The organism is Neglectibacter caecimuris (genome assembly GCF_034335015.1).
Classification (GTDB): Bacteria; Bacillota; Clostridia; order Oscillospirales; family Acutalibacteraceae; genus Acutalibacter; species Acutalibacter caecimuris_A.
Map to the genome: position 1 here is coordinate 70,741 of NZ_JAWXXK010000001.1, position 22,026 is coordinate 92,766.

Genomic DNA, 22,026 nt, shown 5'->3' on the forward strand with positions numbered 1-22,026 from the left:
TTTGGAGGAATTACAAAATGGCAAAATCTTTATTTGAACAGTTAGGCGGTACATATCGGAAAGAAAGTGATTACTTAATACCATGCTTGACTGTACCCGCCGAAGAAGAACAGCTAATAGGCGTATGGGGGCAGCGGCATCTGGACTATCTGAAGCAGTACCGCAAGGTTACATACACCAATCTTCTCACAAGCGGCATGCTGAACATTTACCTTGCCGACATTGACAGGCAGGCACAGGAACGCTTTGAAAAACTCATAGAGGGCATGAAACAGACACAGGGCATAACGGACGTCTAAAGGAAGAAAACGCCTTAGAATGGACAGGAAAAATGAATAACATAAGAGTTTGTGCGAGGGATATTGTATATGATGAAATCATTTACGCATAGACAGCAAGGCGACAGAGGGGAAAAGCTCTGTCGCTTTTCTTTTCGGGAAGCATCTGATTTAATAGTGATTTTTTTCTGAATATATTGACATGGCAGTAATGAGTTACTATGCTATTCGGCAGGAACTTGTTCCTACTAAATACGGTGGCAAAAATAGATGAAAATGGACAAACTTTTTGAAGAATACGACTGTGATACCGAACACAGAGTACAAGCGATATTTTCAAGTATCTTTATACTACAAAATCGTATGCAGACAGCGGGTGAAAAACTTCAAACGGAAATATCCCTGAAGCAATGGTTATTACTTGTAATGACAACTTGCTGTCCAGAGCCACGAACATGAACAAATATCAGAAACCTTATGGGCTGTTCCAGACAGAATATAAAAAAATTAGCTTTAACTCTTGAAAAGAAAGGATTTGTCCGTTTGCTATTAGGGGAAATAATTCTGTCCGTATTGAGCTAACTGGATAAAGCAGGTCAATATGCCGAAGAAATAGGAGAACGCCATTCACAGTTTTTGAAGTTGCTATTTACAGATTTCAACGAGGACGAAATAGATTTGCCTATTTTCTTTATGTTAAATTATTTGCTGGCATAGAGCGGGTAGAAAAATATGCGGTGAAATTAGGCTAATGAACATTGGGAATGGGTAAACGTTTTTCATCATCACGCATAATTTGATTGCCGTAAACTGATTTAAGGATTATTTAATAACTTCTATGCTACAATCGAATCACAAAGCGAAAGGAGTAGCAGAAATGTATTTACAAATACTGAAAAAAGACCTTAAACGCAAAAAGGCGATGAACGTGATACTGCTGGTATTTATTATACTCGCATCGATGTTCATGTCCTCAGGCGTGAGCAATATCATCACGGTGACAACCGCGCTGGACAGCTATTTTGAAATGGCGGACGTGCCAGATTACTGGGTATTGAGCGAAAACAAATCCTCGGACAAGGACATTTGCGGGACACTTGAAAACGCCTCCGCGATAGACGAGTTCCGTATTGAGGAGTTTATCCGTATGTCCCAGTCCAATATTACGCGGTTCGGCGAGCCGCTTGACGATTCCAACGTCAATCAAATATTAGTATTACAGAGCGACAGAGATATGGGGATGAATTATTTTTTGGACGATGAAAGTATTCTTAAAAGCGTACCAAAAGGAGAAATTTACGTTGCCCGTTACATAGAGGAAAACATGGGACTTAAGGTAGGCGACAAAATTACTGTCGAAATAGAGGGCGTAAGTCGTGAGTTTACCTTTGCGGGCAGTTTCAGGGACGCTGTCTGCGGCACGGAATTGATAGGCATTAAAAGGTTTATCATTAACGGCGAGGAATTTGACGAATATATGTCCGACGAGACGATAAAAAATGTGTATGGCGGAAAGTTCTTATATATACACACCGCCGACCTTGACAAGACCCTGTCTCAGATAGCGGATATATCGGACAGTTTTACATTTGAATGTGACGCAGATACACTGAATCAATCCTATATTTTTGATATGATAATCACGGGTTTTGTCCTTGTGGTGAGCCTTATTCTTATAATCATATCCTTTGCGGTGCTGCGATTCACTATATCTTTTACTCTCTCCGAGGAATTTCGCGAGATAGGTGTTATGAAAGCAATAGGTATACGGAACATAAAAATCCGAGGGCTGTACCTTACAAAATACTTTGCTATTTCCGTTGTTGGCGCGGCAATTGGTTTAGTGTTCAGCTATCCGTTTGGCAAAATGCTTATGAGCTTGTCAACAAATTCGATTATTATCAATGAAGGAAATACCATTTTTGTCAACGTTATCTGCGCAGTTCTGGTAGCGGCTATCATTCTCCTGTTCTGTCTCGGCTGCACGGGCAGGGTAAGCAAAATGTCCCCAATCGATGCTATAAGAAACGGGCAGACGGGGGAACGCTTCCACAAAAAGAGTGTTATGCGCCTTGGAAAATCAAGACTTGGCACGACGGCTTTCCTTGCCGCAAACGATATTGTAAGCGGTCCTAAACGCTACGCTGTCATTATCCTTACGTTTTTTCTGTGTATGTCGCTGCTGATAATGCTTTCCAATGTCACGGCGTCTCTTAAAAGCGGAAAGCTGCTGAAATATTTTGGGCAGGCGGACTGCCACGCCGTTACGGACATCGGCGATGAGGCTATGAAGTTTATGGCCGCGGACGGACATGAAAAGGTTGAAAAATATCTTGCGGACATGGAGCAGACCCTTGCAGAAAACGGTATGCCCGCAGAATGTATGACAGAATATTATATTTATTCGATGATAGGACACGGCGAATATGAAAGCAAGACAGCTATACTTCAGGGAACGGGAACAACAATGGATATGTACGAATATTTAGAGGGTAGTCCTCCCCAAAACAGCGGCGAAATTGCAGTGACGACCCTTTTGGCAAAAAAGCTGGGTGTGGAAATAGGCGATACCGCTATTGTGTCCTACCCAACGGGCGAAACGGCGGAGTTCATCATAACCGCTCTGTATCAGTCAATGGTTAATCAGGGTATTTCCATGAGGGTTTATACTGGCTGCGACATAAACTATCTCGCAGCAAGCGGTTCCCCCGGTACACAGATAAAATTTACCGACGACCCCGGCGATGAGGAAATATTACGCAGAATGGAAAAGATCAAGGAGCTTTACCCTGAATTTTCAAGCGTTAAAACAGCGGGCGAAACCGTAAAGGACACCACCGGAGTCGGCGATGCCATAGACGCGTTTAAAAAAATGTCCGCCGTCCTTACGGTAATATTAGCCGCGCTTATAACCGTGCTTATGGAGCGTTCCTTTATCGCAAAGGAGCAGGCGGAGATTGCCCTCATGAAAGCCATAGGCATGAGGAACGCCAAAATATACGGACAGCACACGTTAAGATTTTTCATTTCGACAGCGGTGGCTGTACTTCTTGCGGAGCTTTTGGGTATGCCCCTTACAAAGCTTTTCTTCGACCCTATTTTCGGGACGATGGGGCTTGAAATGGGCGTAGAATATATGCAAACCCCCATGGAGATATACGCAGTATTTCCCGTTATCGTCCTTACCGCCACAGTCGTAAGCGCGTTTTTGACCGCTCTGTACACAAGAAAAATCAAATCCTCTGATACGGCAAACATTGAATAATGAAAGGAAGAAGCAATTATGAATATTCTCGAAGTAAAAGACCTTTGCAAAACGTATATCGTAAACAAGCGGCAGAATAATGTACTGAAAAATGTAAATTTCACGATTGGCGAGGGAGAAATGGTCGCCGTTATGGGTCCGTCAGGTTCTGGAAAATCCACGCTGCTGTACGCAGTTTCGGGCATGGATAACTTTACCGCAGGAGAAGTGAGTTTCTGTGGGAAAAATATCGCAGGGATAGGAGAAAAAGAACTTGCAGCCCTGCGCCTTGACGAAATGGGTTTTATCTTTCAGCAAATGTATATGCTGAAAAACCTCACCATATTGGATAATATCATACTTCCTGCAACGCAATCCAAAAAGCAGCGTGAACCCCGCAGGGAAACGGCGCGGCGCGGCCAAGATTTCATGCGCAAGCTCGGCATTATCGACATTGCCGACAACGACATCAATGAGGTTTCGGGCGGTCAGCTCCAGCGGGCGTGCATTTGCCGCAGTATGATAAACAACCCGAAAATGATTTTTGCCGACGAGCCGACAGGGGCTTTGAACCGCGCTTCCTCCGATGAGGTAATGGAAGAGCTTGTAAAATTAAATTCTGAGGGAACAACAATCATGCTCGTTACTCACGATGTTAAGGTCGCGGCAAAATGTACAAGGGTCATGTACATTGTTGACGGGAACATAAAGGGAGAGTTTGACTTAAGCGATTGCTCCACACAGATAAGAGAACGGGAGCGCACATTGAATAACTGGCTTCTGGAATTAGGGTGGTAATATGGATATTCTTATTGTTGAGGACAACAAGGAGCTTGCCGACCTGCTGTGTGATTTTCTCCGTGCGGAAAATTATACAGTATCGGCGGTTCAAACAGCCGAAAAAGCCTTGCTGCTGTACGAAAGATACGGCGCAAGGCTTGTCGTGCTTGATATCATGCTGCCCGATAAGGACGGATTTTATGTTCTGGAAAAAATCCGCAGGTCGAGTAACACGCCCGTATTGATTGTAAGTGCGAAAACGGAAAAGGATGACAAGCTGAACGGACTGAATCTCGGCGCAGACGATTATATTCGAAAATAATAGAGAGGTATTTGAAAAATGAAATTAGAATGGATACGCTGCCCCATCTGCGGTAGTAAAACTCGTGACAGAATTAGATCGGATACGATTATGAAAAACTATCCGCTCTACTGTCCGAAATGTAAGCAGGAAACGTTGATTAATGTAAAAGAGTTACAAGTAACTGTCATCAAAGAGCCAGACGCTTAAGACGCAGAGCCGATGAATTTGTGAGTTTATATCATAGTTCGTTGGCTCTATTTTATTTCATAAGGTTTTAAGCCAAACGCCCACCAAATAAAAAAACGGCGTATGGTGGGCGGTATTGCTATGCCCGAAAAGACTTAACAGACACTCCCCAGACCTGTTTTTAAGTTTGGGGGGATTTTTTATGTTCTTTTTTCGGGCGGTTACTTATTTGTCCATACAACGCAATGTTCATCTATACATAGCATATCGGGGACTGGCAGGAAGCCAGTTAAAAAAATCCTTGCATATGTAAGGCTGCTTCTCGCCATGAAACAAGAAGTAGAATCTCCACTTAACAGAATTATGATTATTTATAACCGTAAAGGTCACAGTGCCTTTGCGGTTTTTATTTTGTCAATTTTTATCAGAATACGCCGCAGGGCTTTTTCTGATGTTGTCTGCCGTTCGCCGCCTTTTCCATCTGGATTAGTTAAACAGCAATCTTCTTGACCTGATGGTCAAGAAGCATCGCAGGCAGAAGCCTGCTCAATTCAGATTGGAGGAAAAGGAAAATGGCCTACAACAACGGACGGGAAAACAGGAAATGGCTTATCTGGAAAGAAGCCGAGGAAAAAATATTGCGGGAGCATGGAGTTGATGAAACCACCACCCCGCAAATCCGCATAGACGACAGGGCTGACTTCAATTCCAACAGGCGGTTTTATCATTGGACAAGTGACTTCGGTGAATACCTTGAGGGGATGGCAGACAGGGAACAGAATACCGAGCCAAAGACTGTTGCTGATTTACTGGATGAGATGGAGGACGAAACTCTGTATCGGGTATTGCTTACTGTGGACAGGCGTACCCTGCAAATCATTCTGCTGAAAATGCAGGGGTATTCCACAAAGGAGATTGCCCCGCTTGTGGGATTGACAACGGGTGCTATCTATGCAAGGCTAGACCATCTGCGGAAAAAGCTGCGGAAGATTTTATAATCATCTAAGATAGACGGTTTTTCGGCGGGCTATTGGGTGGGGGATAAAGTTCTCCCATCCAATTTAAAATTAAATGAATAAAATTCCCGTCCACAGGGAATACTAAAAAGTTTGCCCAAAATCTTGACACAAATACAGCCACTATGATATTCTGAAATACTCATAGGAAAAATTAGAAGTAAGTCAGAAATGGAGCTGTCAGAATGACACCAGATAAAATATTGAATTACTGCCTTCAAAATCTTGAGGGAACAGTCTTAGTTGAGAGTTGGGGCGAGAAAGGGATTTTCTATAACCCAGACCATGTGCTGAAGCGTGGCGTTTATATATTGACGGTTAAGGAAAAAGACGGTGATAATGACAAAGGTTCTGGTTTAAACAGAGAGAACGTCTACCGTGTAAATCTGGGAATACGGAAAAGCACTTTTGCGGAATTGTTTGGGGCAATCCCACAACGCCCGCCAGCAGGCGGCGTTGTAGATATGGATTACGACTTTACCGTATTGGATGAGATACTCCCCCATCCCGTCTACGCATGGATGGCGTGGATATGTGCATTGAACCCCTCTGAACAGACCTTTGAGGAAATGAAACCATATATCCAAGAAGCCTACGAGTATGCAAAGGAGAAGTTTAAGAAACGCAGGAAGTAATCTTGAAGATTGAAAATGAAATAGCACATAGATGGAAGAATGGAATGTCAGCCAATGGACAAGGCTGACCGCCGCCGAACGTAAGCTGCTCTTTTCGGCTGGCGTATGGCAGCATGGTTTTGAATCTCAAAGCCGTTACATAGCATTGCGAATCCGAGCAGGAGAAAATACTCCTGTCGTTCGTGGTGCGGTGTAGCGGCTTTTTCATTTATCCAAAAGTCAAGAGAAAACGAATCCAGAACGGAGGTGCAGGGACATAGGATTTTCTTTTCGGCGGGTCAGACAGGCGTTAAGAATGCCACTGCACAGGAAAAATGCTCTGCGGCGATGTCCACAGAGATAGCGAGCATCGGATTGTGTCAGCCACAATCCCAATCCATGCTGCTTGCGGGCATGGACTAACTCAGGGGACAGCCCCTGAATACCCCGAAGAAAGGAATTTAAGACTGGAGGATTAAGGAAAATGAGCAGAGAAAAATCAGAAAAGGAAGTGCGGAATGTCCCGATTACTGTCCGATTGAACGAGGAAGAACATGAAAAATTAAAGCAATGCGCCGCCGCTTGCGGTCTGTCCGCAGCAGAATTTATGCGCCAGTTATGCAAAGGAAACGCCCCGCAGCCAAAGCCCAAAACCGAGTTTTGGGAGCTGTTGGACAAGCTCTATGAGGTGCATGACGCTTTCAAAAAATGTGTTCCCTACTATCCAACTGCCGCCGAAGTCTGTAAGGAGATTGAGGATTTTGTCTTAGAACTGCAACAGAAAACAACTATCCCGCAACAATTTAACGTAGAAGAATTGATGGAACAGGGGGCGGTCTGATATGGCAGTAACGAGCCTATGGCATGTCAAAGGGAGCATAAAAGACGTGATTGACTATATAGAAAATCCAGAAAAGACCGTGCCGAAGGAGAATATGCAGGACTTCTTTGACGTGTTCTCCTATGTAAGAAATCCGTCAAAAACGAATGAGGGTGAGTATGTTTCCGCTATCAACTGTTTGAAAGAAACCGCCTTACAGTAGATGATTTTGACAAAGAAACAGTACCAAAAGACAGGCGGGTATATCGCATGGCACGGCTACCAGAGCTTCAAGCCAGACGAGGTAACGCCTGAACAGTGCCATGAAATCGGACTGAAATTAGCAGGGGAAATGTGGAGCGATAAATACCAGATAATCGTTGCCACACACCTTGATAAAGGGCATCTGCACAACCATTTCTGTTTTAACTCCGTTTCTTATCTGGACGGGAGCAAGTACAATTACTCAAAATCAGAGCAGAAAAGGTTGCGGGAAGTGTCCGACCGCTTATGCCGAAAGTACGGATTATCGGTGATTGAAGCCCCCAAGAAAGCCCCATCAAGACCGCTGTATCTGGATGAAAAGAACGGAAAGCTGACAAGATACAACGTCTATCGGGAGGATTTAAGGGAGGCAATCAACGGGAGCAGGGATTTACAGCACATGATGAAATATCTTACCGATAAGGGACATGAGGTTGATTTTTCGGGCAGCCATTGGAAAATGAAGCTGCCGCAGTACAAGCATTTCACAAGGTTAGACACGCTTGACGAGCGGCTGACACCCGATTTCATACGGTCATGTTTAGGCGGGACTTCCCGATACGGGAACTACAAAGCAAGGATTTCCTACTCTCCCCATATGCCAGAGCAGTATAAAAACGCATGGAAACCGCATCAGAAAACCACGGGGATTTTAGCGTTATATTTCTACTGGTGCTATCAGTTGGGGATATTCCCCAAAGGCACGGACTACAAGCCGACAAGCCCGCTGATGAAAGAAGAATTGCGGAAACTGGACGAGATTACCGCACAGGTATGGTATATGTCAAAGCAGGGCATCTCCACCCTCTCCGATTTACACGCCGACAAGGAGAAAAACCAGACCGAAATGAATAAACTGATTGACTACCGTCGGCACTTGCGGAACAAGGTACGCCGTGCCACACCAGCCGAAAAAGAAACACTCCGAGCCGAAAAACAGAATGTGACAGAACAGATAACGGAACTTAGAAAGCGGCTAAAATATGCAGGCGGGATTGAGAAACGCTCTGCCCATATCGACGACTGCTTAAACCAAATCCACGACACGATTGAAAATCAGCGGTCAAATATAAACGCCAGAGCAGGCAGGGCAGCCCGCAGGAGGGAGGAACCATTGCGATGAGCAGACTGTCAGAGGAAGAAATACAAGCAATTATGGAGGAATACAAGGACGCCCCTATGATAAATCCCGATAAGATATATCCCCCTCTGCCGCCTGTCCAGAACGTCACGCCACTTGTCCGTATTCCAGAGCCGATGAGCCTTACCGAGAAATCGGCGGCACGGAATACACCGTCAACGCCCATTTCCGAAAAGACGGGCGGGATTTGCTTGGAATGCTTACGAATATTTTTCGGCGTGGCGCACAGGGATATGGATTTTATGATGATGGGAATTGGGGTGATGACGACGAAGAATAACAGGCAGTGGAAGAGTTATCGCTTTAAAGCGTTGAAGTTTAAGGGCAGATGTGGTACACTGTACCTACACTTCACAATACCGTGTCTGCTGTCGGAAAGGAGAACTTTATGAAAAGACAGCAGGAAGAATTTACGGCATTATATTGTAGATTAAGCCAGGATGATGGGCGGGAAGGTGAAAGCAACAGCATTGTAAACCAGGAGAACATTTGTCAAGGGGGATTTCACCCAAAAGATGAAATCCCCCTGATAAGCTGGAAGCTGAAAGACAATGCGGTCAGTGACCTCTGTGCTTCGCTTTTCGTTTTTGCTGTTTCAAATCAAACTGACGCCGCTTCTCGGTTTCCTGCTGTTCTTTGCTGGTTTGTTTTCTCTGGGTTTTCATCTCCTCACGTTGCATCTGCAATGCCTGCTGTGACTTGGTTCCAACGCCCAAAATCTGTAATTGTTTTTTGGCGTTGCGCTGTCTGCGCTTTGGATTATTCGCAGTTTGCTTCACCTCAGTTTCAATAGCCGGACTGAACTTCAACTCATAGTAGTGTTTGAGGATGAAGTCCCAAATCTCACAATCCTTCGGCTCTGCTCCAAATGTGACCTTACACACGGACAGTTTACCGCCTGATATTCGTTCAAAAACTCCAACCCAGAACGGCCCCTCAAAAAATACTGTCAGTTTTTCGCTCTCTGCGTCCATAGCATTCCCTCCTAAAATGCGTTATGGGCAAAGAATGGACAACCCAGGAGGGGCAGGTTACTTACCTCATCAGTATGACGAGACGGCCGGGCTACCTACCGGCTCTGGCACACCTCATTAGATGTGCGTTGCGTTTTTATCTTTGTCATTTATATCAAGCCTTTCGGCCAGACACAAAGTTTACCATGTATTGAATATATCACTGTTTGGTACAATGTTCAACCCTTATTTATAGACGCTGATCGTAGTGGCAAGCAATGCACCGGTATATACCCGGCGCAGCTTGTTGGTGGCCGATGGCCCCCAAGCCCCCGGTGATCGGCGCAGCTGCGTCCGATGCACAAGCCGCCGTTGGCGTCTGCTGGTATATACCGGCAGGGGAGGACACCCCGGCGGAGCCGCCCCTGGAGAGCGCACGGCGGCCGCAGGCGGTACTACCACCCGCTTGTCGGTGGTGAGTAAGTGCGCTCTTCGAGAGGGCTGACAAAGAGAACGGAGCGCCCAGGTCATTCCCAGACGCTCCCGCTTCGGTTCCCTCCTGCTAGTCGATCACCGCCTTTCCAGCCTGTGTCATTTTGCCACAAATGAACCATCAGTCAATGTGTATTTGGATGGTGAAACCACCCTTTACACAATACATCCCAGAAAGAATATCTGATGAAATACGCAAAAGAACACAGTTTCCCTAACCCGAAATTCTACGTGGACGACGGCTATACGGGTACGAATTTTGTTGAGGTAAGATAACGTAACCTTTTTTGCAGAGGGCGTTATCTTACCTCTTTTTGATGTATGTTAGATAGCATAACTCTTTACGTCGGCTCCTATCTGTCTGAAATAGGAGATACTTTCGGTAGGCTTGTCGCCTGTATCAACTCTGCCGACAAAGCTATAAAAGATTTCGATTTTGCGGGTGTTCGTTTCCTTATCCAGTTCGTGAATAAGAATACGGTCAATAAATTCATGGACGTTTTCGTAGGTCAGTTCGGTAATGGCGGTGTACTTGCATACCAGTGCGACAAACCTTTTCACGTCCGCGCTGCGCTCGGTGGCGTTGTCGATTTCCTGTGACAGCTCCGCAATCCTCCGGGTCAGCGTCTTTTTTTCTTCATCATAGCCGGAAGTCAGAAAAGCAAACTGTTCATCTGAAAGTTTCCCTAAAGCGTTGTCCTCGTAGAGCTTGCGGAATAAGATATTCAGCTCGTTCATACGGTTCTGTGCCTTGTCAAGCTCTTTGCGCTGCTGTGTCAGCGTCTTTTGTACTGCCTTTGCGCTGCACTCGTTGGCGGTTTCGATAAACTCCTGTTCATGCTCTTTCACATAAGACGTTACGCGCTGCAAGTCTGCAAGGACAAGTTCTTTCAATACGCTTTTGCGGATATAATGTGTAGTGCAGAGCATATCATTTCTTGCCCGGTTGCGGTAGTTGCCGCAAGTGTAGGCGTGTTTCCGTTCAAGCGTCCCGGCTCCGCGTACTGCATACATTTTATAGCCGCAGTCCCCGCAAAAGAGAAGCCCGGAAAACAGGTCGATTTCATCAACCTTTGTCGGGCGGTGCCGGGTGGCAATCCGCTTCTGTGCAAGTTCAAAGGTTTCTTCATCAATCAAAGGTTCGTGAGTGTTGGGGAAGAAATACCTTTTTTCCTCCGGGTTCTTTTTCGTCTTTTTCGACTTATAAGATACCTTGTAGGTTTTCCCGGTTATGGTATGCCCTAAATACTCTTTCCTTGTCAGAATGTCGTACAGCGTCTTATCCGGCCAGTTGTACCATGCGTTGAGCTGTGGGCGGGGGTGGCGGTTGCTTCCTGTTCTGCGGTAGCGCAGTTCCCCGACGGTCAGTATTTCATTGTCCCGTAGCCAGTTCTGGATTTCACACATACGGTCGCCCCGTACATACATTGCAAAAATCTGTTTTACGACGTGCGCCGTTTCCGGGTCGGGTATCAGATGATTGCGGTTATCCGGGTCGATAAGGTAGCCGTAAGGGGCTTCGCCGTTGACGCGCTCGCCTTTCTGCGCCTTTGCCTGTTTGACAGCCCGGATTTTCTTTGAAGTGTCGCGGGCGTAAAACTCGTTGAACCAGTTCCGCAGAGGGGTAAACTCGTTATCTTCCCTTGCTGTGTCTACACCGTCGTTAATGGCAATGTAGCGCACTTCGTATTCGGGGAAAACAATCTCTATCAGTTCCCCGGTTTTCAGATAATTACGTCCCAGACGGGAAAGGTCTTTTGTTATGACGGTCGCCACGTTCCCGGCTTCAACCTCATGCAGCATGGCTTGAAGCCCCTCACGCTCAAAGCTCACGCCGGAAAATCCGTCGTCTACGAAAAAGCGCGTGTTGAAAAAGTGGTGTTCGTCAGCATATTTCTGTAAAATCAGCTTTTGGTTCTGTATGCTCTCGCTTTCCCCGGCCTGCATATCTTCCTGGCTCAATCTGCAATATAAAGCGGTAATCTTGTCTGTCTGTAACATTTTGTCCTCCTTTCCGACGACAGACAAGCATGGTATTTGTACTGTCTATATTATACCACATACCGCTGCCTGTGTCATGTATAAAATGTGAAGAAACGCCCTATTTCCGGGCGTTTGTGGGGTTCAGCTCCATGTCTTTGCGAATGAGCTTTTTTATCTTTTTATCCAGTGTGTCCGTCGCACGTTCACTTGCGGACGAACATACAAGGTAAGTAACTTTTCCGATTTTATGCTCCGTTGTGGTAACGGGCGTTTGGTTTTGCGTCAAAGAAAATCCCCCTTTCTTTCGCAAACATATAATACAGTCTATGAATAGCAGCAAGTCCACTATTCAAGAAAACAAAGGCTTTAATCGGACGGTTATTAGCATAACCTCATGGGAATTTCACCCCCGCATGGTTCTCATGCAGCCCTACCCATTGCCTGCGACGCTCTTAACGCTCGGACTGTGGCTGTAAGGAAGTATCATTGTATATTCTGCGTGTCGTCGCCCGCAAGCCGCTACACTTGCTTTCCGGCGCGGTGTTGGTCGCTCGGCTGTCCGGGCGGGAATACTCCCACCGGGATAGCGTCATGGCGCACCCGCCGTATGGCTCGACGCAAAAGGAACGTATCCGATTTGCCCTATGCTGCGCCGCCGTTATCTTACGCCGCTTTCTTTTTCAAGGTTCAAAATGGCTGTGCTGCCTGCGTCAGCAGCGGAACGGAAAAGGGGGTAAGAGTGAAAGCGTCCCGCCGCCGTTGCGGTTATTCCTCTGTCCTAAAGGTGAGGACAGCCATCATCAGTTTTGCTTGCAGCCGTTCCCGAATGTCGTGGTCTACGCCGAAATAGACGTTCCCGCGCTCGTCGTACAGCTTCCGCATGGAGAGGCGGGCTATGTAGCCGCTGAAATGCTGCAAGACAATCTTCATAGCGTCCGGGTCGCCCTTTGTCGCTGCCACAATGACAGGATAGGGAACAAGGGCATTTTCCGGGTAGCCAGGTTCGTTACCATTCGTCCCATTCATCAGCATTTTCCTCCAGATATTTTCTTAATTTCTCAAAAGAGCTTGTCCGCCTGTACTGTATCGTGCTTCTCGACGTATTGAACAGCTCCGCAATCTCGGTGTCGTTCATTCCCTCGAAATAATACAGCAATATGGCTTTGCGCTTTTCTTCCGGCAAAGTACGGATTGCTTCAAGAAGCAGCTTCGGCGTGATTTTCTTCCCGGCTTTCTCAAAGACGGTTTCAACAGTTTCCCGTTTGAAATATTCATCAAACGTATGAAGTTGTCGCGCTTCGTCTAAGGTCATGTCGGAAAAGGTCACTTCCTTTGCCTTGTGTCTGCGAAGCTCTCTATGAGTGTCGCACGCTTCATTGTGAAGTACCGTATTACAAAACTTCTGAAAAGCACACTGTTTGTAAAACTCCCTGCTATTAGGTTCCACATTCTCACCTCCTTTCTCGTTGGAAAGTTGGTGGTGCTTCCCCCTTTTCGCGGGGCAATACGGCGGTTTTCAAAAACGCCGAAGATTTTTTGAAATTTCTTCAAAAAATTTTTTGAGCAGCAAAATGCGCCCGTCCGAAAAGCCCGGACAGGCGCATAGGTATTATAAGTAGTATTTAGATGATTAGACAGTTCATATATAAAAGCGTAATTTCCCCCGGTGGTGGTCGGGCTTTTTTTAACAAGTCAATGACCGTCGGATTTTGTCGATACGCTTTGCGCTTCATGGCGGCTACCTCCTTTTAGCCGCCGTATCTGTTGGCGTTTGTGGCGTCATTCCTTTTCAGAGGATAGAAAGAAACGGCAGCCTTGATTTATTCAAAGCCGCCGCTGATAGACAGGGTAATGAGTTTATAGAAACGGCTTAATATTGGGGGATATAAAGAGAGCCGACAAACTGCGATTACTCGCAAGTTTATCGGCTCTGCGTCTGTGCGTCTGGCTCTTTGATAACTGACATATTCAGTTGCTTTACATTTATAAGCGTTTCCTGTTTACATTTCGGACAGAACAATGGGAAGTTTTCAAGTATCGTGTCGCCGCGTATCTTTACCCGCGTTTTGTTGCCGCATACCGGGCATAATAACCATTGTTCAGCTATCATAGCAAATCCTTGTTTTCCGCCCAAGTTGAAAGTGTTACACTTCCATGGTGCTAATTTTGTTAGAGAGTGCTTTTGTCAAAACGAAAGCAACTAATATACTTGCCGCCGCAATCACAAGAACAATAACGCTGTTAAATATCCCTCCTGCTAAAAGGATTTCAGACGCAAAGCTACCGAAAATACATGAAACAATCACGCCCACTATAATTGTTACAGAAGCGGATTTTCTCCAATATCCAAACCACAAAGATATTACCGCCAATGCAGCAGCTATTATAGAGTAAGCAATAAGCGATATTGCAACCCCGAATAGCGTTGACATTGTTATAGCTTCTTGACAAATAGGAACAAACGCTTCGGTGGTAAAGAATATTACAAAAGTAATCACTCCGCTAAACAGCATGGAAACAAATGTAAACAAAAATACAGTTATAACTTTTGCCAATAATACTCGGCTTCGCTTAACAGGGTATGAGAAAAGCAAAAAAACTTTTTTGCTTGCATATTCTTCAACAATAAATCTGTTATACATTGCCGACGATAAGATAGAAAAGCAAGCCGTAGCAACAACTAACGATAAGGTGGCTATGCCGTTATATGTAATAAATATCTGAACATCTGTATCAGAAGCGTCAAGATGTGGTATTGCAGCAAATAAGTAAACAAGACCTAATACTGCAAATGTAATTAAAAGTCCCGCAGTTATGTAGCCTTTCAATCGGTTACGCTTAATTTCAAGTTTTATTAAATTCAACATTATCTTTCCCCCTCTTTCACAATCGAAATGAAATATTCTTCAAGGTTAAATGAGTTGTCTTTTTTCAATTCCTGCAATGTCATTTCCCGCACAATCGCACCATTTGAAATGATACCGATTTTATCCGCTATATGTTCTACCTCAGATAAAATATGACTTGAAAAAAGAATAGTTATTCCGTCCTTTTCTACAAGGCTTTTGAATAAATCACGCATTTCACGAATACCTACGGGGTCAAGCCCATTAACAGGCTCGTCCAGTATAAGCAGTTTAGGTTGATGTACCATAGCACGTGCAATAGCCAAACGTTGCCTCATACCAAGTGAAAACTCCGAAACGGGCTGATTTCCGACGCTCTGCAATCCGACTTTGGATAAGGTCGTTTCCGTATCAGCTTTTTTAACACCCATATAGGCAAGATGTATGTTTAGGTTTTCTTTTGCTGATAAATGTTCGTAAAAAACAGGAACATCAATCATACTGCCGATATGCCGTAATATATCAGCTTTCTGTACTGTAACATCTTTTCCTAATACTTGAACCTCGCCCAAAGTAGGGGTTAATAAGCCGGTTAGTATTTTGAACATAGTTGTTTTGCCTGCTCCATTGATTCCCAAAAAGCCGTATATTGTTCCTTTTTCTACGGTTAATGAACATTTACGAAGCACCTCATTTTTTCCAAAGGATTTGCATAATCCTTTCGTGTGAATGGCTTGTTCTGTTGACATTAGATTTCCTCCTCGTATTTTGAATATTATATTGCCTTTTCCAGCTCCGTAGACGGCACATTACCAAGCAGAGCCGACAGTTTGCTCATAAATTCTGTTCTATCCATTCTTTAAACATTCCTCAAAGATACCGTTCAATTTGGCAGAATACCGATACCACTCGCTAATATACGGATTAAGCTGTGTTCTTCCTTTCTCCGTAATCCTGTAGTAACGCCTGTTGCGCCCCCCACATTCCATATCGTACACTTCCAGACACTCATCTTTCTGTAACCTGCGCAGAACTGAATATAGCACAGATTCGGAAATCTCAATGACCTGCCGTACCTCCTGTGTAATCTTATACCCGTATGTACCCTCTGGCTCATGGGATATCATAGCCAGCACAACGGCATCCAGCAATGCCGCACCTGTGTTAAAAACCATGCAATATACTCCTTTCCTGTTATTTATATATCTTATAAAGTTCTCTCCATGTGTGAACATATAAAAAATTATGTAAAAGGTATAATGTGCCTATGATAGTCTGCGCTTATAAACTTGTGCTGCTGCGGTAAACGCAATTATAATTATTGCTATGCACCAAGCAAGAGCTATCCACAAGCTGTTCCCCAAAGGCAAGCCAAGCGTCAAGGCACGAATACTGTCAATAATCGGTGTCATAGGCTGTATTTCTGCAAACCACCTAATACCGCCGGACATGGTATCAGTAGGAGCAAAGCCGGAACTGATGAAAGGCAAAATAAAGAGTGGAAACATTAAACCACTGGAGCCTTCCGGCGATTTTGAAATTAGTCCACATAGTACAGCAAGCAATGAAATCGCAATGTTTACTAAGATAAGCAAGGCTGCAACAATAAGCCAATCCACAAAGCCGCTATGTGGCCGAAAACCAAGGACAAAGGCAGTAATAATGATTACGGTGCTTGAAATTGTATTTCTCACTACTCCCGCGCCAGTATGACCTATCAGTACGGCAGATTTTGAAATTGACATAGAACGGAAACGGTCTATTATGCCTTTTGTCATATCTGTTGCGACGTTCATTGCCGAGTGTTGAGAAGCCTGCCCAAGACTTTGCATAATAATTCCCGGCACAATAAAATCAATGTAATTTAGGCTTCCCACATCTGCTATATTCCCAAATACCGTTCCAAACAGGAGCATTAAAAAGAACGGTGTTATTGTTGCCATCAACAATGCTTCGGGGTTTCGCAAAGAAATAAGCAGGCAGCGTTTAAACATTATCCAAGAGTCAAGAAATGATATACTTTTGAGTTTATGCACGATTATTTTCCTCCTTTTTCATCAGTCAACGCTAAAAACACTTCTTCCAAAGAGGGAAGTTTTTGCTCAAAGCTGTCAATCGTTATACCGTTCTCATTTAATAATGCCATTGCTTCGCTTGCTTGTTCTTCACTTTGAAAATTGAGTTGCGCGCCGCGCTGCGGCATTATCGTTTTTAGGTATTGCGGTGTCCCCTCTGCAAGTATCTTACCGCCATGAAGAATGGCGATATAATCCGCAAGATATTCTGCTTCTTCCAAATACTGTGTAGTAAGGAATACCGTTGTTCCTCCGGCAGCTAATTCTTTTACTAAATCCCACATGGCAATACGATTTTGAGGGTCAAGTCCAGTGGTGGGTTCATCAAGAAAAATAATTTGTGGCTTTCCCATAAGGCTCATGGCTATATCTAATCTGCGACGCATACCTCCAGAATAAGTAGATACTTTGCTGTCTGCTGCGTCCTGCAAATGGAAGAAAGACAACCACTCATTCACCTTGTTTTTGACATTGTTCAGACGTTTAAGCTGTCCGATAAGGTTTAGGTTTTCTCTGCCTGTCAAAACTTCATCTACCGCTGTGAATTGCCCTGTCAGACTAATGCACTCACGCACATAATATCCTTGACGAACCACGTCAAAGCCGTTAATGGTTGCTTTGCCGCTGTCCGACCTCATCAATGTAGAAAGGATTTTTACGACAGTTGTTTTCCCTGCGCCGTTTGAGCCAAGCAGGGCAAAAACACTGCCTTTACGGACAGTAAAGCTAACATCTTTCAAGACGTGATTTGCCTTATAAGATTTTTTTAATCCCGATACGTCAATCATAGTTTCTATCATATTACCCTCCTTAAATACATACGTATGTATGTTTTAGGTCTTAATTTAACTGCCTATATGGGCAGTTAAATTAAGACTTTATTCTTTTTCAAATTCGTGTTTGCCTATTTCGTCCAGAAGCTCTTTCATTTCTTTATCCATAAAGGGTACGCCCAACACTTGTCCCAACTGTTCGAGAAATGATACTTTATCGGAATACTCTTTGTAAGATACTTGAAATGTAAAAGGACTTAACCATGAAGCAATCAGCATAGAGATAACTTGTGCTGTTTGCTTTGGGTATTTTACGGAAATCGAACCGTCCGTATTTCCCTCAATCAACAGTTTTTCAACGTAGGGAGCTACTATATTTACTTGCGTGAGCATTTCGTTCTTAAAGACAACAGGGCTATCTGATAATTTTTTCATTTCTGCTCTTAAACTATCGCTCATATCCAAACGGGGCGTGAGGTCAAGTTTGAATACAAACCTAAGTTTTTCAAGGGCGTTTAGCTCTTTCTGCCTGTTAGCAAGGAGAAACGGATTGTTGTCATTAAAAGACTTATACATAACGCCAGAAATCAATTCTTCACGTGATTTGAAGTAATGATAAAATGCTCCGCGAGTTACGCCAAGCTCCTTTACAACATCTTCAACATTGACATTTTCTAATCCCTTTTCGGCAAAAAGACGTGTGGCTGTTTCTAATATCTCCTGTTTCGTTTTTTTATCAGAACGTGGCATACAATCACCTCCAAAACATACGTATGTATGTTTTACCCATTATAGCTCTTATTCTTTGCGTTGTCAATAGACTTCAAGGAAAAGGTTACAAGTATATATGCTTTATTTTGACTAACTAATAGAACTGTGTAGACATATCCAAAAGGAAAGGTGAACAGTAAAATGTAATAGGGTGAATAACTATGGCAAAAAGACCAGTACCAAAATACGACTTCAAGGCTTTTGGGGCAGCTATAAAGGCGGCGCGGACAGGGCGCAAGGAGAGCCGCAAGAAAGTAAGCGACGAAATGTTTATCTCGCCGCGCTACCTTGCGAACATTGAGAATAAGGGGCAGCACCCAAGTTTACAGATTTTCTTTGAGCTTATGCTCCGCTACAATATATCCGTAGACCAATTCCTGTTAGACACGCCCGCCGCAAAGGACACAAAGCGGCGGCAGCTCGACGCGCTTCTTGACGGTATGAGCGATACGGGCATACGGATTGTGACCGCAACGGCAAAAGAGATTTCCGAAGTCGAAAAAGAGGGCGAATAGGAATGTCCGGCTTAAAACTGAACAGTATTTAGAGAGCGTTGTAATCTTTTTTTGAGATTGCAGCGTTTTTCTTTTGCGTAAGTTTGGCAAAATCGCTTTTTCTCCGTAGTAAGGGATAAGAGCCTAAAGGATAAAAACATTCGTAGCAAGCATAGGAAGCGGGTACCCACTTCCGTATTTTCGCCCTCCCGCGCTGCGGCTCGTCGGTTGAAAATGGCTTGTTGGGAAGTGTCCCAAACCCTCGGAACGGAAAGGAAAGGAGCGAACACATGGACGGACGCAAAAGGACGGTGCAAATCAAATTCAGAGTGACGGAAGCGGAACGGGATTTAATACTGGAAAAAATGAAGCTCGTACCCACCCGGAACATGGCGGCATATCTGCGGAAGATTGCCATTGACGGGTATATCATTCAGATAGACCATGCCGATATAAAGGCAATGACCGCAGAGATACAGAAAATCGGTGTCAACGTCAACCAGATAGCACGCCGCGTAAACGCGACGGGGAACGCATACCAAGAGGACATAGAGGAAATAAAGGGGGTGCTTGCGGAGATATGGCGGTTACAAAGATTAAGCCTATTAAAAGCACTCTAAGCAAAGCCCTTGACTATATCGAAAACCCGGACAAGACGGACGGAAAAATGCTTGTGTCCTCTTTCGGCTGCTCCTATGAAACGGCAGATATTGAATTTGAATATACCTTGTCCCAAGCACTCCAAAAGGGGAACAATTTAGCCTTTCATCTGATACAGTCCTTTGAGCCGGGGGAAGTCGATTATCAGAAAGCCCATGAAATCGGAAAGCAGCTTGCCGACGCGGTAACAAAGGGGCAGCATGAATATGTACTCACGACGCACATTGACAAAGGACACGTCCACAATCACATTATTTTCTGCGCCGTAAATTTCGTAGACCACCGCAAATACAATTCCAACAAAAGGAGCTATTACGGCATACGGAACATGAGCGACAAGCTGTGCCGGGAAAATGGCTTGTCCGTCGTTGTTCCCGGCAAGGGCAGCAAGGGAAAAAGCTATGCAGAGTACCAGGCAGAAAAGACGGGTACAAGTTGGAAAGGCAAGCTAAAAACCGCCCTTGACGCGCTTATCCCCCAAGTTTCCAGTTTTGAGGAATTGTTGCAGCGGTTACAGGCGGCGGGCTATGAGATAAAGCCGGGGAAATATGTATCATGCCGCGCCCCCGGACAGGAACGCTTCACCCGCCTTAAAACCCTCGGCGCAGACTATACAGAGGAAGCCATAAGGGAACGGATAGCGGGCAGACGGACAAAGGCGGCGAAAGCTCCCAGAGAGCAGCGCGGCGTGTCGCTGCTTATCGACATTGAGAACAGTATCAAGGCGGCGCAGAGTAAGGGCTATGAACAGTGGGCGAAAATCCACAATCTGAAACAGGCAGCTAAAACCATGAATTTCTTGACGGAACACAAGATTGAACAGTACGCGGATTTAGTCAGCCGGATTGAGGAAATGTCAGCGGAAAGCGGACAGGCGGCAGACGCATTGAAGAACGCCGAAAAGCGGTTTGCGGATATGGCGGTACTTATCAAGAATGTTTCCACCTACCAAAAGACAAAGCCCGTCTATGACGCATACCGCAAGGCAAGGAACAGGGAGAAGTACCGCGCCGGACAGGAACAGGCGATTATCCTACATGAAGCCGCCGCAAGGTCATTGAAAGCGGCGGGCATTGCAAAACTCCCGAACCTTGCCGCGCTGCAATCGGAATATGAAGCCCTCCAAGCGCAGAAAGAAGCCCTTTACGCCGACTATGGGAAGCTGAAAAAGAAAGTCCGGGAATACGATATTATCAAGCAGAACATTGACAGCATTTTACAGGCAGACAGGCAGCCGGAACGGGAAAAGGGAACAGAGCGCGGATAAGGATAGCAAAATCCCCGCCGCTGTGCTATGATAAGGCTATCAAATACAGACAGGAGCATTGAAGCATGGAAAACCAGAAAATGCCGGAATATGAAACCATACGCGCCGCCGTCGCCGGGGAGAAATGGGCGGTTGAGAAAGTCGTGGAGTGCTACAAGGACGAAATAGACAGGCTATCGACGGTAGCGGTCAGACAGCCGGACGGAAGCACGAAACAGGAAATCAACGAAGATATGCGCCAGTCTATCACAAAGAAGCTGATAGAAGCCCTCCCGCAGTTCCCGCTTGAAGAAATGGAAAAGGGAAATGTCAGATAGGCAAAAAAAGAACAGGACGCGGAAGCCGGTATATGACTTCCGCGCCCTGTCTTTTTATGGGTGCTGTTTTCGTGAATGTTACGCAGTAGAACGCCATTTTCGGGGGTAAAGGTATAAAGTATCGCCTATCCGGTTTTCACGCCCGGAAAGCCCTGTAAATCAAGGGATTTTCTGCGCCTACTGCGTAACAGGGGCGCGTCTTTTCCTCATGCGCTCGGCGGCTTGTCTGCGGGTGATACGTTTCCGGCAGACGGGGCAGTATTTGACACTGTTAGAGGTTGACGCAAAGAACGCGCCGCACTCGGTACATTTCTTCTTATCCCCTGTCTGGTAAAGCTCCGCATAAAGCAGCCTGTCGGCGGGAAGCACCGCAACCCGGAACCACTTGCAGAGAAGCGAATAGGAAATGAGCTGCGGACATACGCACTCGTCCCCGTCGTCCAGTAAGATACAGTTCCCGTTATCATAATTGCAGCACGTCCGGCGCACAAGGGCGTTGACTTTCCGGCTCTGGGGCGGCGTCAGCCGCTTAACCCCGTTCATACTTCATCAGCGGCGTAAATGGGAAGCTCTGCAAATTCCGCTTCGGTCAAAGCGTCCACTTTGGAAAGGGTGCGCTTTGCAAGCTCCCGCATATCCGCGTCCATGTAGGGCAGCGCGGCGTTGATATTCTCAATCAAAGCCCGCTTTCCGCCCTCGTTGTAAATGCTCAAAAGGTTTGTTTCTTCAACAGTCAGTCTAATCATGC

The 22,026-nt window shown here is 45.3% G+C and carries 29 protein-coding genes and 2 pseudogenes; 17 read left to right on the forward strand and 14 right to left on the reverse strand.

Annotation, left to right across the window (positions count from 1 at the left end; all coding sequences use genetic code 11):
* The first annotated feature begins 17 nt into the window (after positions 1–17).
* The 12 genes and pseudogenes from U8T64_RS00320 to U8T64_RS00375 all read left to right on the forward strand — a co-directional run bounded on the left by U8T64_RS00320 (position 18) and on the right by U8T64_RS00375 (position 9,039).
* A pseudogene (locus U8T64_RS00320) lies at positions 18–391 on the forward strand (TnpV protein).
* Between the two features lie 764 nt (positions 392–1,155).
* Positions 1,156–3,543 (forward strand): ABC transporter permease, encoded by a 2,388-nt coding sequence (locus U8T64_RS00325; protein WP_322179832.1) that lies wholly within the window; start codon positions 1,156–1,158, stop codon positions 3,541–3,543.
* A gap of 18 nt (positions 3,544–3,561) precedes the next feature.
* Entirely contained in the window at positions 3,562–4,320 is a 759-nt protein-coding gene (locus U8T64_RS00330) for an ABC transporter ATP-binding protein (RefSeq protein ID WP_322179834.1), read from the forward strand.
* A 1-nt stretch (position 4,321) separates the two neighbouring features.
* The gene (locus tag U8T64_RS00335; protein WP_367575384.1) at positions 4,322–4,624 is read left to right on the forward strand and encodes a response regulator; all 303 of its coding nucleotides are present in this window, start codon (positions 4,322–4,324) and stop codon (positions 4,622–4,624) included.
* Between the two features lie 18 nt (positions 4,625–4,642).
* A pseudogene (locus U8T64_RS00340) lies at positions 4,643–4,829 on the forward strand (cysteine-rich KTR domain-containing protein).
* A gap of 290 nt (positions 4,830–5,119) precedes the next feature.
* Positions 5,120–5,302, forward strand: a complete 183-nt coding sequence (locus tag U8T64_RS00345; RefSeq protein ID WP_322179837.1) for a hypothetical protein — start codon at positions 5,120–5,122, stop codon at positions 5,300–5,302.
* 62 nt (positions 5,303–5,364) lie between these two features.
* Positions 5,365–5,790: an RNA polymerase sigma factor gene (locus U8T64_RS00350; protein WP_322179839.1), complete on the forward strand. Its 426-nt coding sequence runs from the start codon at positions 5,365–5,367 to the stop codon at positions 5,788–5,790.
* Positions 5,791–5,993: 203 nt separating this feature from the next.
* Positions 5,994–6,443: a DUF6194 family protein gene (locus tag U8T64_RS00355; protein ID WP_322179840.1), complete on the forward strand. Its 450-nt coding sequence runs from the start codon at positions 5,994–5,996 to the stop codon at positions 6,441–6,443.
* Positions 6,444–6,906: 463 nt separating this feature from the next.
* A complete protein-coding gene (locus U8T64_RS00360; RefSeq protein WP_322179842.1) occupies positions 6,907–7,263 on the forward strand; it encodes a plasmid mobilization protein in 357 nt (118 codons plus the stop codon).
* A 1-nt stretch (position 7,264) separates the two neighbouring features.
* Entirely contained in the window at positions 7,265–7,465 is a 201-nt protein-coding gene (locus U8T64_RS00365; RefSeq protein ID WP_322179844.1) for a hypothetical protein, read from the forward strand.
* The gene (locus tag U8T64_RS00370) at positions 7,466–8,629 is read left to right on the forward strand and encodes a relaxase/mobilization nuclease domain-containing protein (protein WP_322179846.1); all 1,164 of its coding nucleotides are present in this window, start codon (positions 7,466–7,468) and stop codon (positions 8,627–8,629) included. It begins immediately after the preceding gene.
* Complete coding sequence (locus U8T64_RS00375; protein ID WP_322179848.1) at positions 8,626–9,039, forward strand: hypothetical protein; 414 nt, start codon at positions 8,626–8,628, stop codon at positions 9,037–9,039. Before U8T64_RS00370 ends, U8T64_RS00375 begins: the two co-directional genes overlap by 4 nt.
* A 165-nt stretch (positions 9,040–9,204) precedes the next feature.
* Here U8T64_RS00375 and U8T64_RS00380 read toward each other — a convergent pair whose 3' ends face one another.
* Positions 9,205–9,621 (reverse strand): YjdF family protein, encoded by a 417-nt coding sequence (locus U8T64_RS00380; protein ID WP_322179850.1) that lies wholly within the window; start codon positions 9,619–9,621, stop codon positions 9,205–9,207.
* Between the two features lie 247 nt (positions 9,622–9,868).
* Here U8T64_RS00380 and U8T64_RS00385 point away from each other — a divergent pair, with 247 nt between their 5' ends.
* A complete protein-coding gene (locus U8T64_RS00385) occupies positions 9,869–10,105 on the forward strand; it encodes a hypothetical protein (protein ID WP_322179852.1) in 237 nt (78 codons plus the stop codon).
* A gap of 311 nt (positions 10,106–10,416) precedes the next feature.
* Here U8T64_RS00385 and U8T64_RS00390 read toward each other — a convergent pair whose 3' ends face one another.
* The 11 genes from U8T64_RS00390 to U8T64_RS00440 all read right to left on the reverse strand — a co-directional run bounded on the left by U8T64_RS00390 (position 10,417) and on the right by U8T64_RS00440 (position 18,519).
* The gene (locus U8T64_RS00390) at positions 10,417–12,093 is read right to left on the reverse strand and encodes a recombinase family protein (RefSeq protein WP_016289114.1); all 1,677 of its coding nucleotides are present in this window, start codon (positions 12,091–12,093) and stop codon (positions 10,417–10,419) included.
* Positions 12,094–12,193: 100 nt separating this feature from the next.
* Positions 12,194–12,361: a TnpW family protein gene (locus U8T64_RS00395; RefSeq protein ID WP_244324802.1), complete on the reverse strand. Its 168-nt coding sequence runs from the start codon at positions 12,359–12,361 to the stop codon at positions 12,194–12,196.
* Positions 12,362–12,840: 479 nt separating this feature from the next.
* On the reverse strand, positions 12,841–13,101 hold the full coding sequence (locus U8T64_RS00400; protein WP_016289899.1) for a helix-turn-helix domain-containing protein: 261 nt from the start codon (positions 13,099–13,101) through the stop codon (positions 12,841–12,843).
* Complete coding sequence (locus tag U8T64_RS00405; RefSeq protein ID WP_016289112.1) at positions 13,082–13,522, reverse strand: RNA polymerase sigma factor; 441 nt, start codon at positions 13,520–13,522, stop codon at positions 13,082–13,084. The genes U8T64_RS00400 and U8T64_RS00405 overlap by 20 nt, the downstream gene beginning before the upstream one ends.
* A gap of 474 nt (positions 13,523–13,996) precedes the next feature.
* Positions 13,997–14,185 carry a cysteine-rich KTR domain-containing protein gene (locus U8T64_RS00410; RefSeq protein WP_016289111.1) on the reverse strand — a complete coding sequence of 63 codons (189 nt, stop codon included), beginning with the start codon at positions 14,183–14,185 and terminating at the stop codon, positions 13,997–13,999.
* A gap of 34 nt (positions 14,186–14,219) precedes the next feature.
* Positions 14,220–14,942 (reverse strand): ABC transporter permease, encoded by a 723-nt coding sequence (locus U8T64_RS00415; protein WP_016289110.1) that lies wholly within the window; start codon positions 14,940–14,942, stop codon positions 14,220–14,222.
* Positions 14,942–15,670 (reverse strand): ABC transporter ATP-binding protein, encoded by a 729-nt coding sequence (locus U8T64_RS00420; RefSeq protein WP_016283902.1) that lies wholly within the window; start codon positions 15,668–15,670, stop codon positions 14,942–14,944. The genes U8T64_RS00415 and U8T64_RS00420 overlap by 1 nt, the downstream gene beginning before the upstream one ends.
* 99 nt (positions 15,671–15,769) lie before the next feature.
* Positions 15,770–16,096, reverse strand: coding sequence for a PadR family transcriptional regulator (locus U8T64_RS00425; protein WP_016283901.1), 327 nt, complete (start codon positions 16,094–16,096; stop codon positions 15,770–15,772).
* A 90-nt stretch (positions 16,097–16,186) separates the two neighbouring features.
* Complete coding sequence (locus U8T64_RS00430; RefSeq protein WP_016289109.1) at positions 16,187–16,957, reverse strand: ABC transporter permease; 771 nt, start codon at positions 16,955–16,957, stop codon at positions 16,187–16,189.
* Between the two features lie 2 nt (positions 16,958–16,959).
* A complete protein-coding gene (locus U8T64_RS00435) occupies positions 16,960–17,796 on the reverse strand; it encodes an ABC transporter ATP-binding protein (RefSeq protein ID WP_016289108.1) in 837 nt (278 codons plus the stop codon).
* Positions 17,797–17,874: 78 nt separating this feature from the next.
* A complete protein-coding gene (locus tag U8T64_RS00440) occupies positions 17,875–18,519 on the reverse strand; it encodes a TetR/AcrR family transcriptional regulator (protein WP_322179858.1) in 645 nt (214 codons plus the stop codon).
* 182 nt (positions 18,520–18,701) lie between these two features.
* Here U8T64_RS00440 and U8T64_RS00445 point away from each other — a divergent pair, with 182 nt between their 5' ends.
* From U8T64_RS00445 to U8T64_RS00460, 4 genes are all read left to right on the forward strand, one after another.
* Positions 18,702–19,055, forward strand: a complete 354-nt coding sequence (locus U8T64_RS00445; RefSeq protein WP_016289106.1) for a helix-turn-helix transcriptional regulator — start codon at positions 18,702–18,704, stop codon at positions 19,053–19,055.
* A 269-nt stretch (positions 19,056–19,324) separates the two neighbouring features.
* The gene (locus U8T64_RS00450; protein ID WP_002569185.1) at positions 19,325–19,654 is read left to right on the forward strand and encodes a plasmid mobilization protein; all 330 of its coding nucleotides are present in this window, start codon (positions 19,325–19,327) and stop codon (positions 19,652–19,654) included.
* Positions 19,615–20,961 (forward strand): relaxase/mobilization nuclease domain-containing protein, encoded by a 1,347-nt coding sequence (locus tag U8T64_RS00455; RefSeq protein ID WP_322179873.1) that lies wholly within the window; start codon positions 19,615–19,617, stop codon positions 20,959–20,961. Before U8T64_RS00450 ends, U8T64_RS00455 begins: the two co-directional genes overlap by 40 nt.
* A 65-nt stretch (positions 20,962–21,026) precedes the next feature.
* Positions 21,027–21,278 (forward strand): helix-turn-helix domain-containing protein, encoded by a 252-nt coding sequence (locus tag U8T64_RS00460; RefSeq protein WP_002585088.1) that lies wholly within the window; start codon positions 21,027–21,029, stop codon positions 21,276–21,278.
* Between the two features lie 177 nt (positions 21,279–21,455).
* Here the strand turns inward: U8T64_RS00460 and U8T64_RS00465 are convergent, their stop codons facing one another.
* The gene (locus U8T64_RS00465) at positions 21,456–21,821 is read right to left on the reverse strand and encodes a cysteine-rich VLP domain-containing protein (protein WP_002585089.1); all 366 of its coding nucleotides are present in this window, start codon (positions 21,819–21,821) and stop codon (positions 21,456–21,458) included.
* Complete coding sequence (locus U8T64_RS00470) at positions 21,818–22,024, reverse strand: transposon-transfer assisting family protein (RefSeq protein ID WP_322179882.1); 207 nt, start codon at positions 22,022–22,024, stop codon at positions 21,818–21,820. Before U8T64_RS00470 ends, U8T64_RS00465 begins: the two co-directional genes overlap by 4 nt.
* Positions 22,025–22,026: the final 2 nt, after the last annotated feature.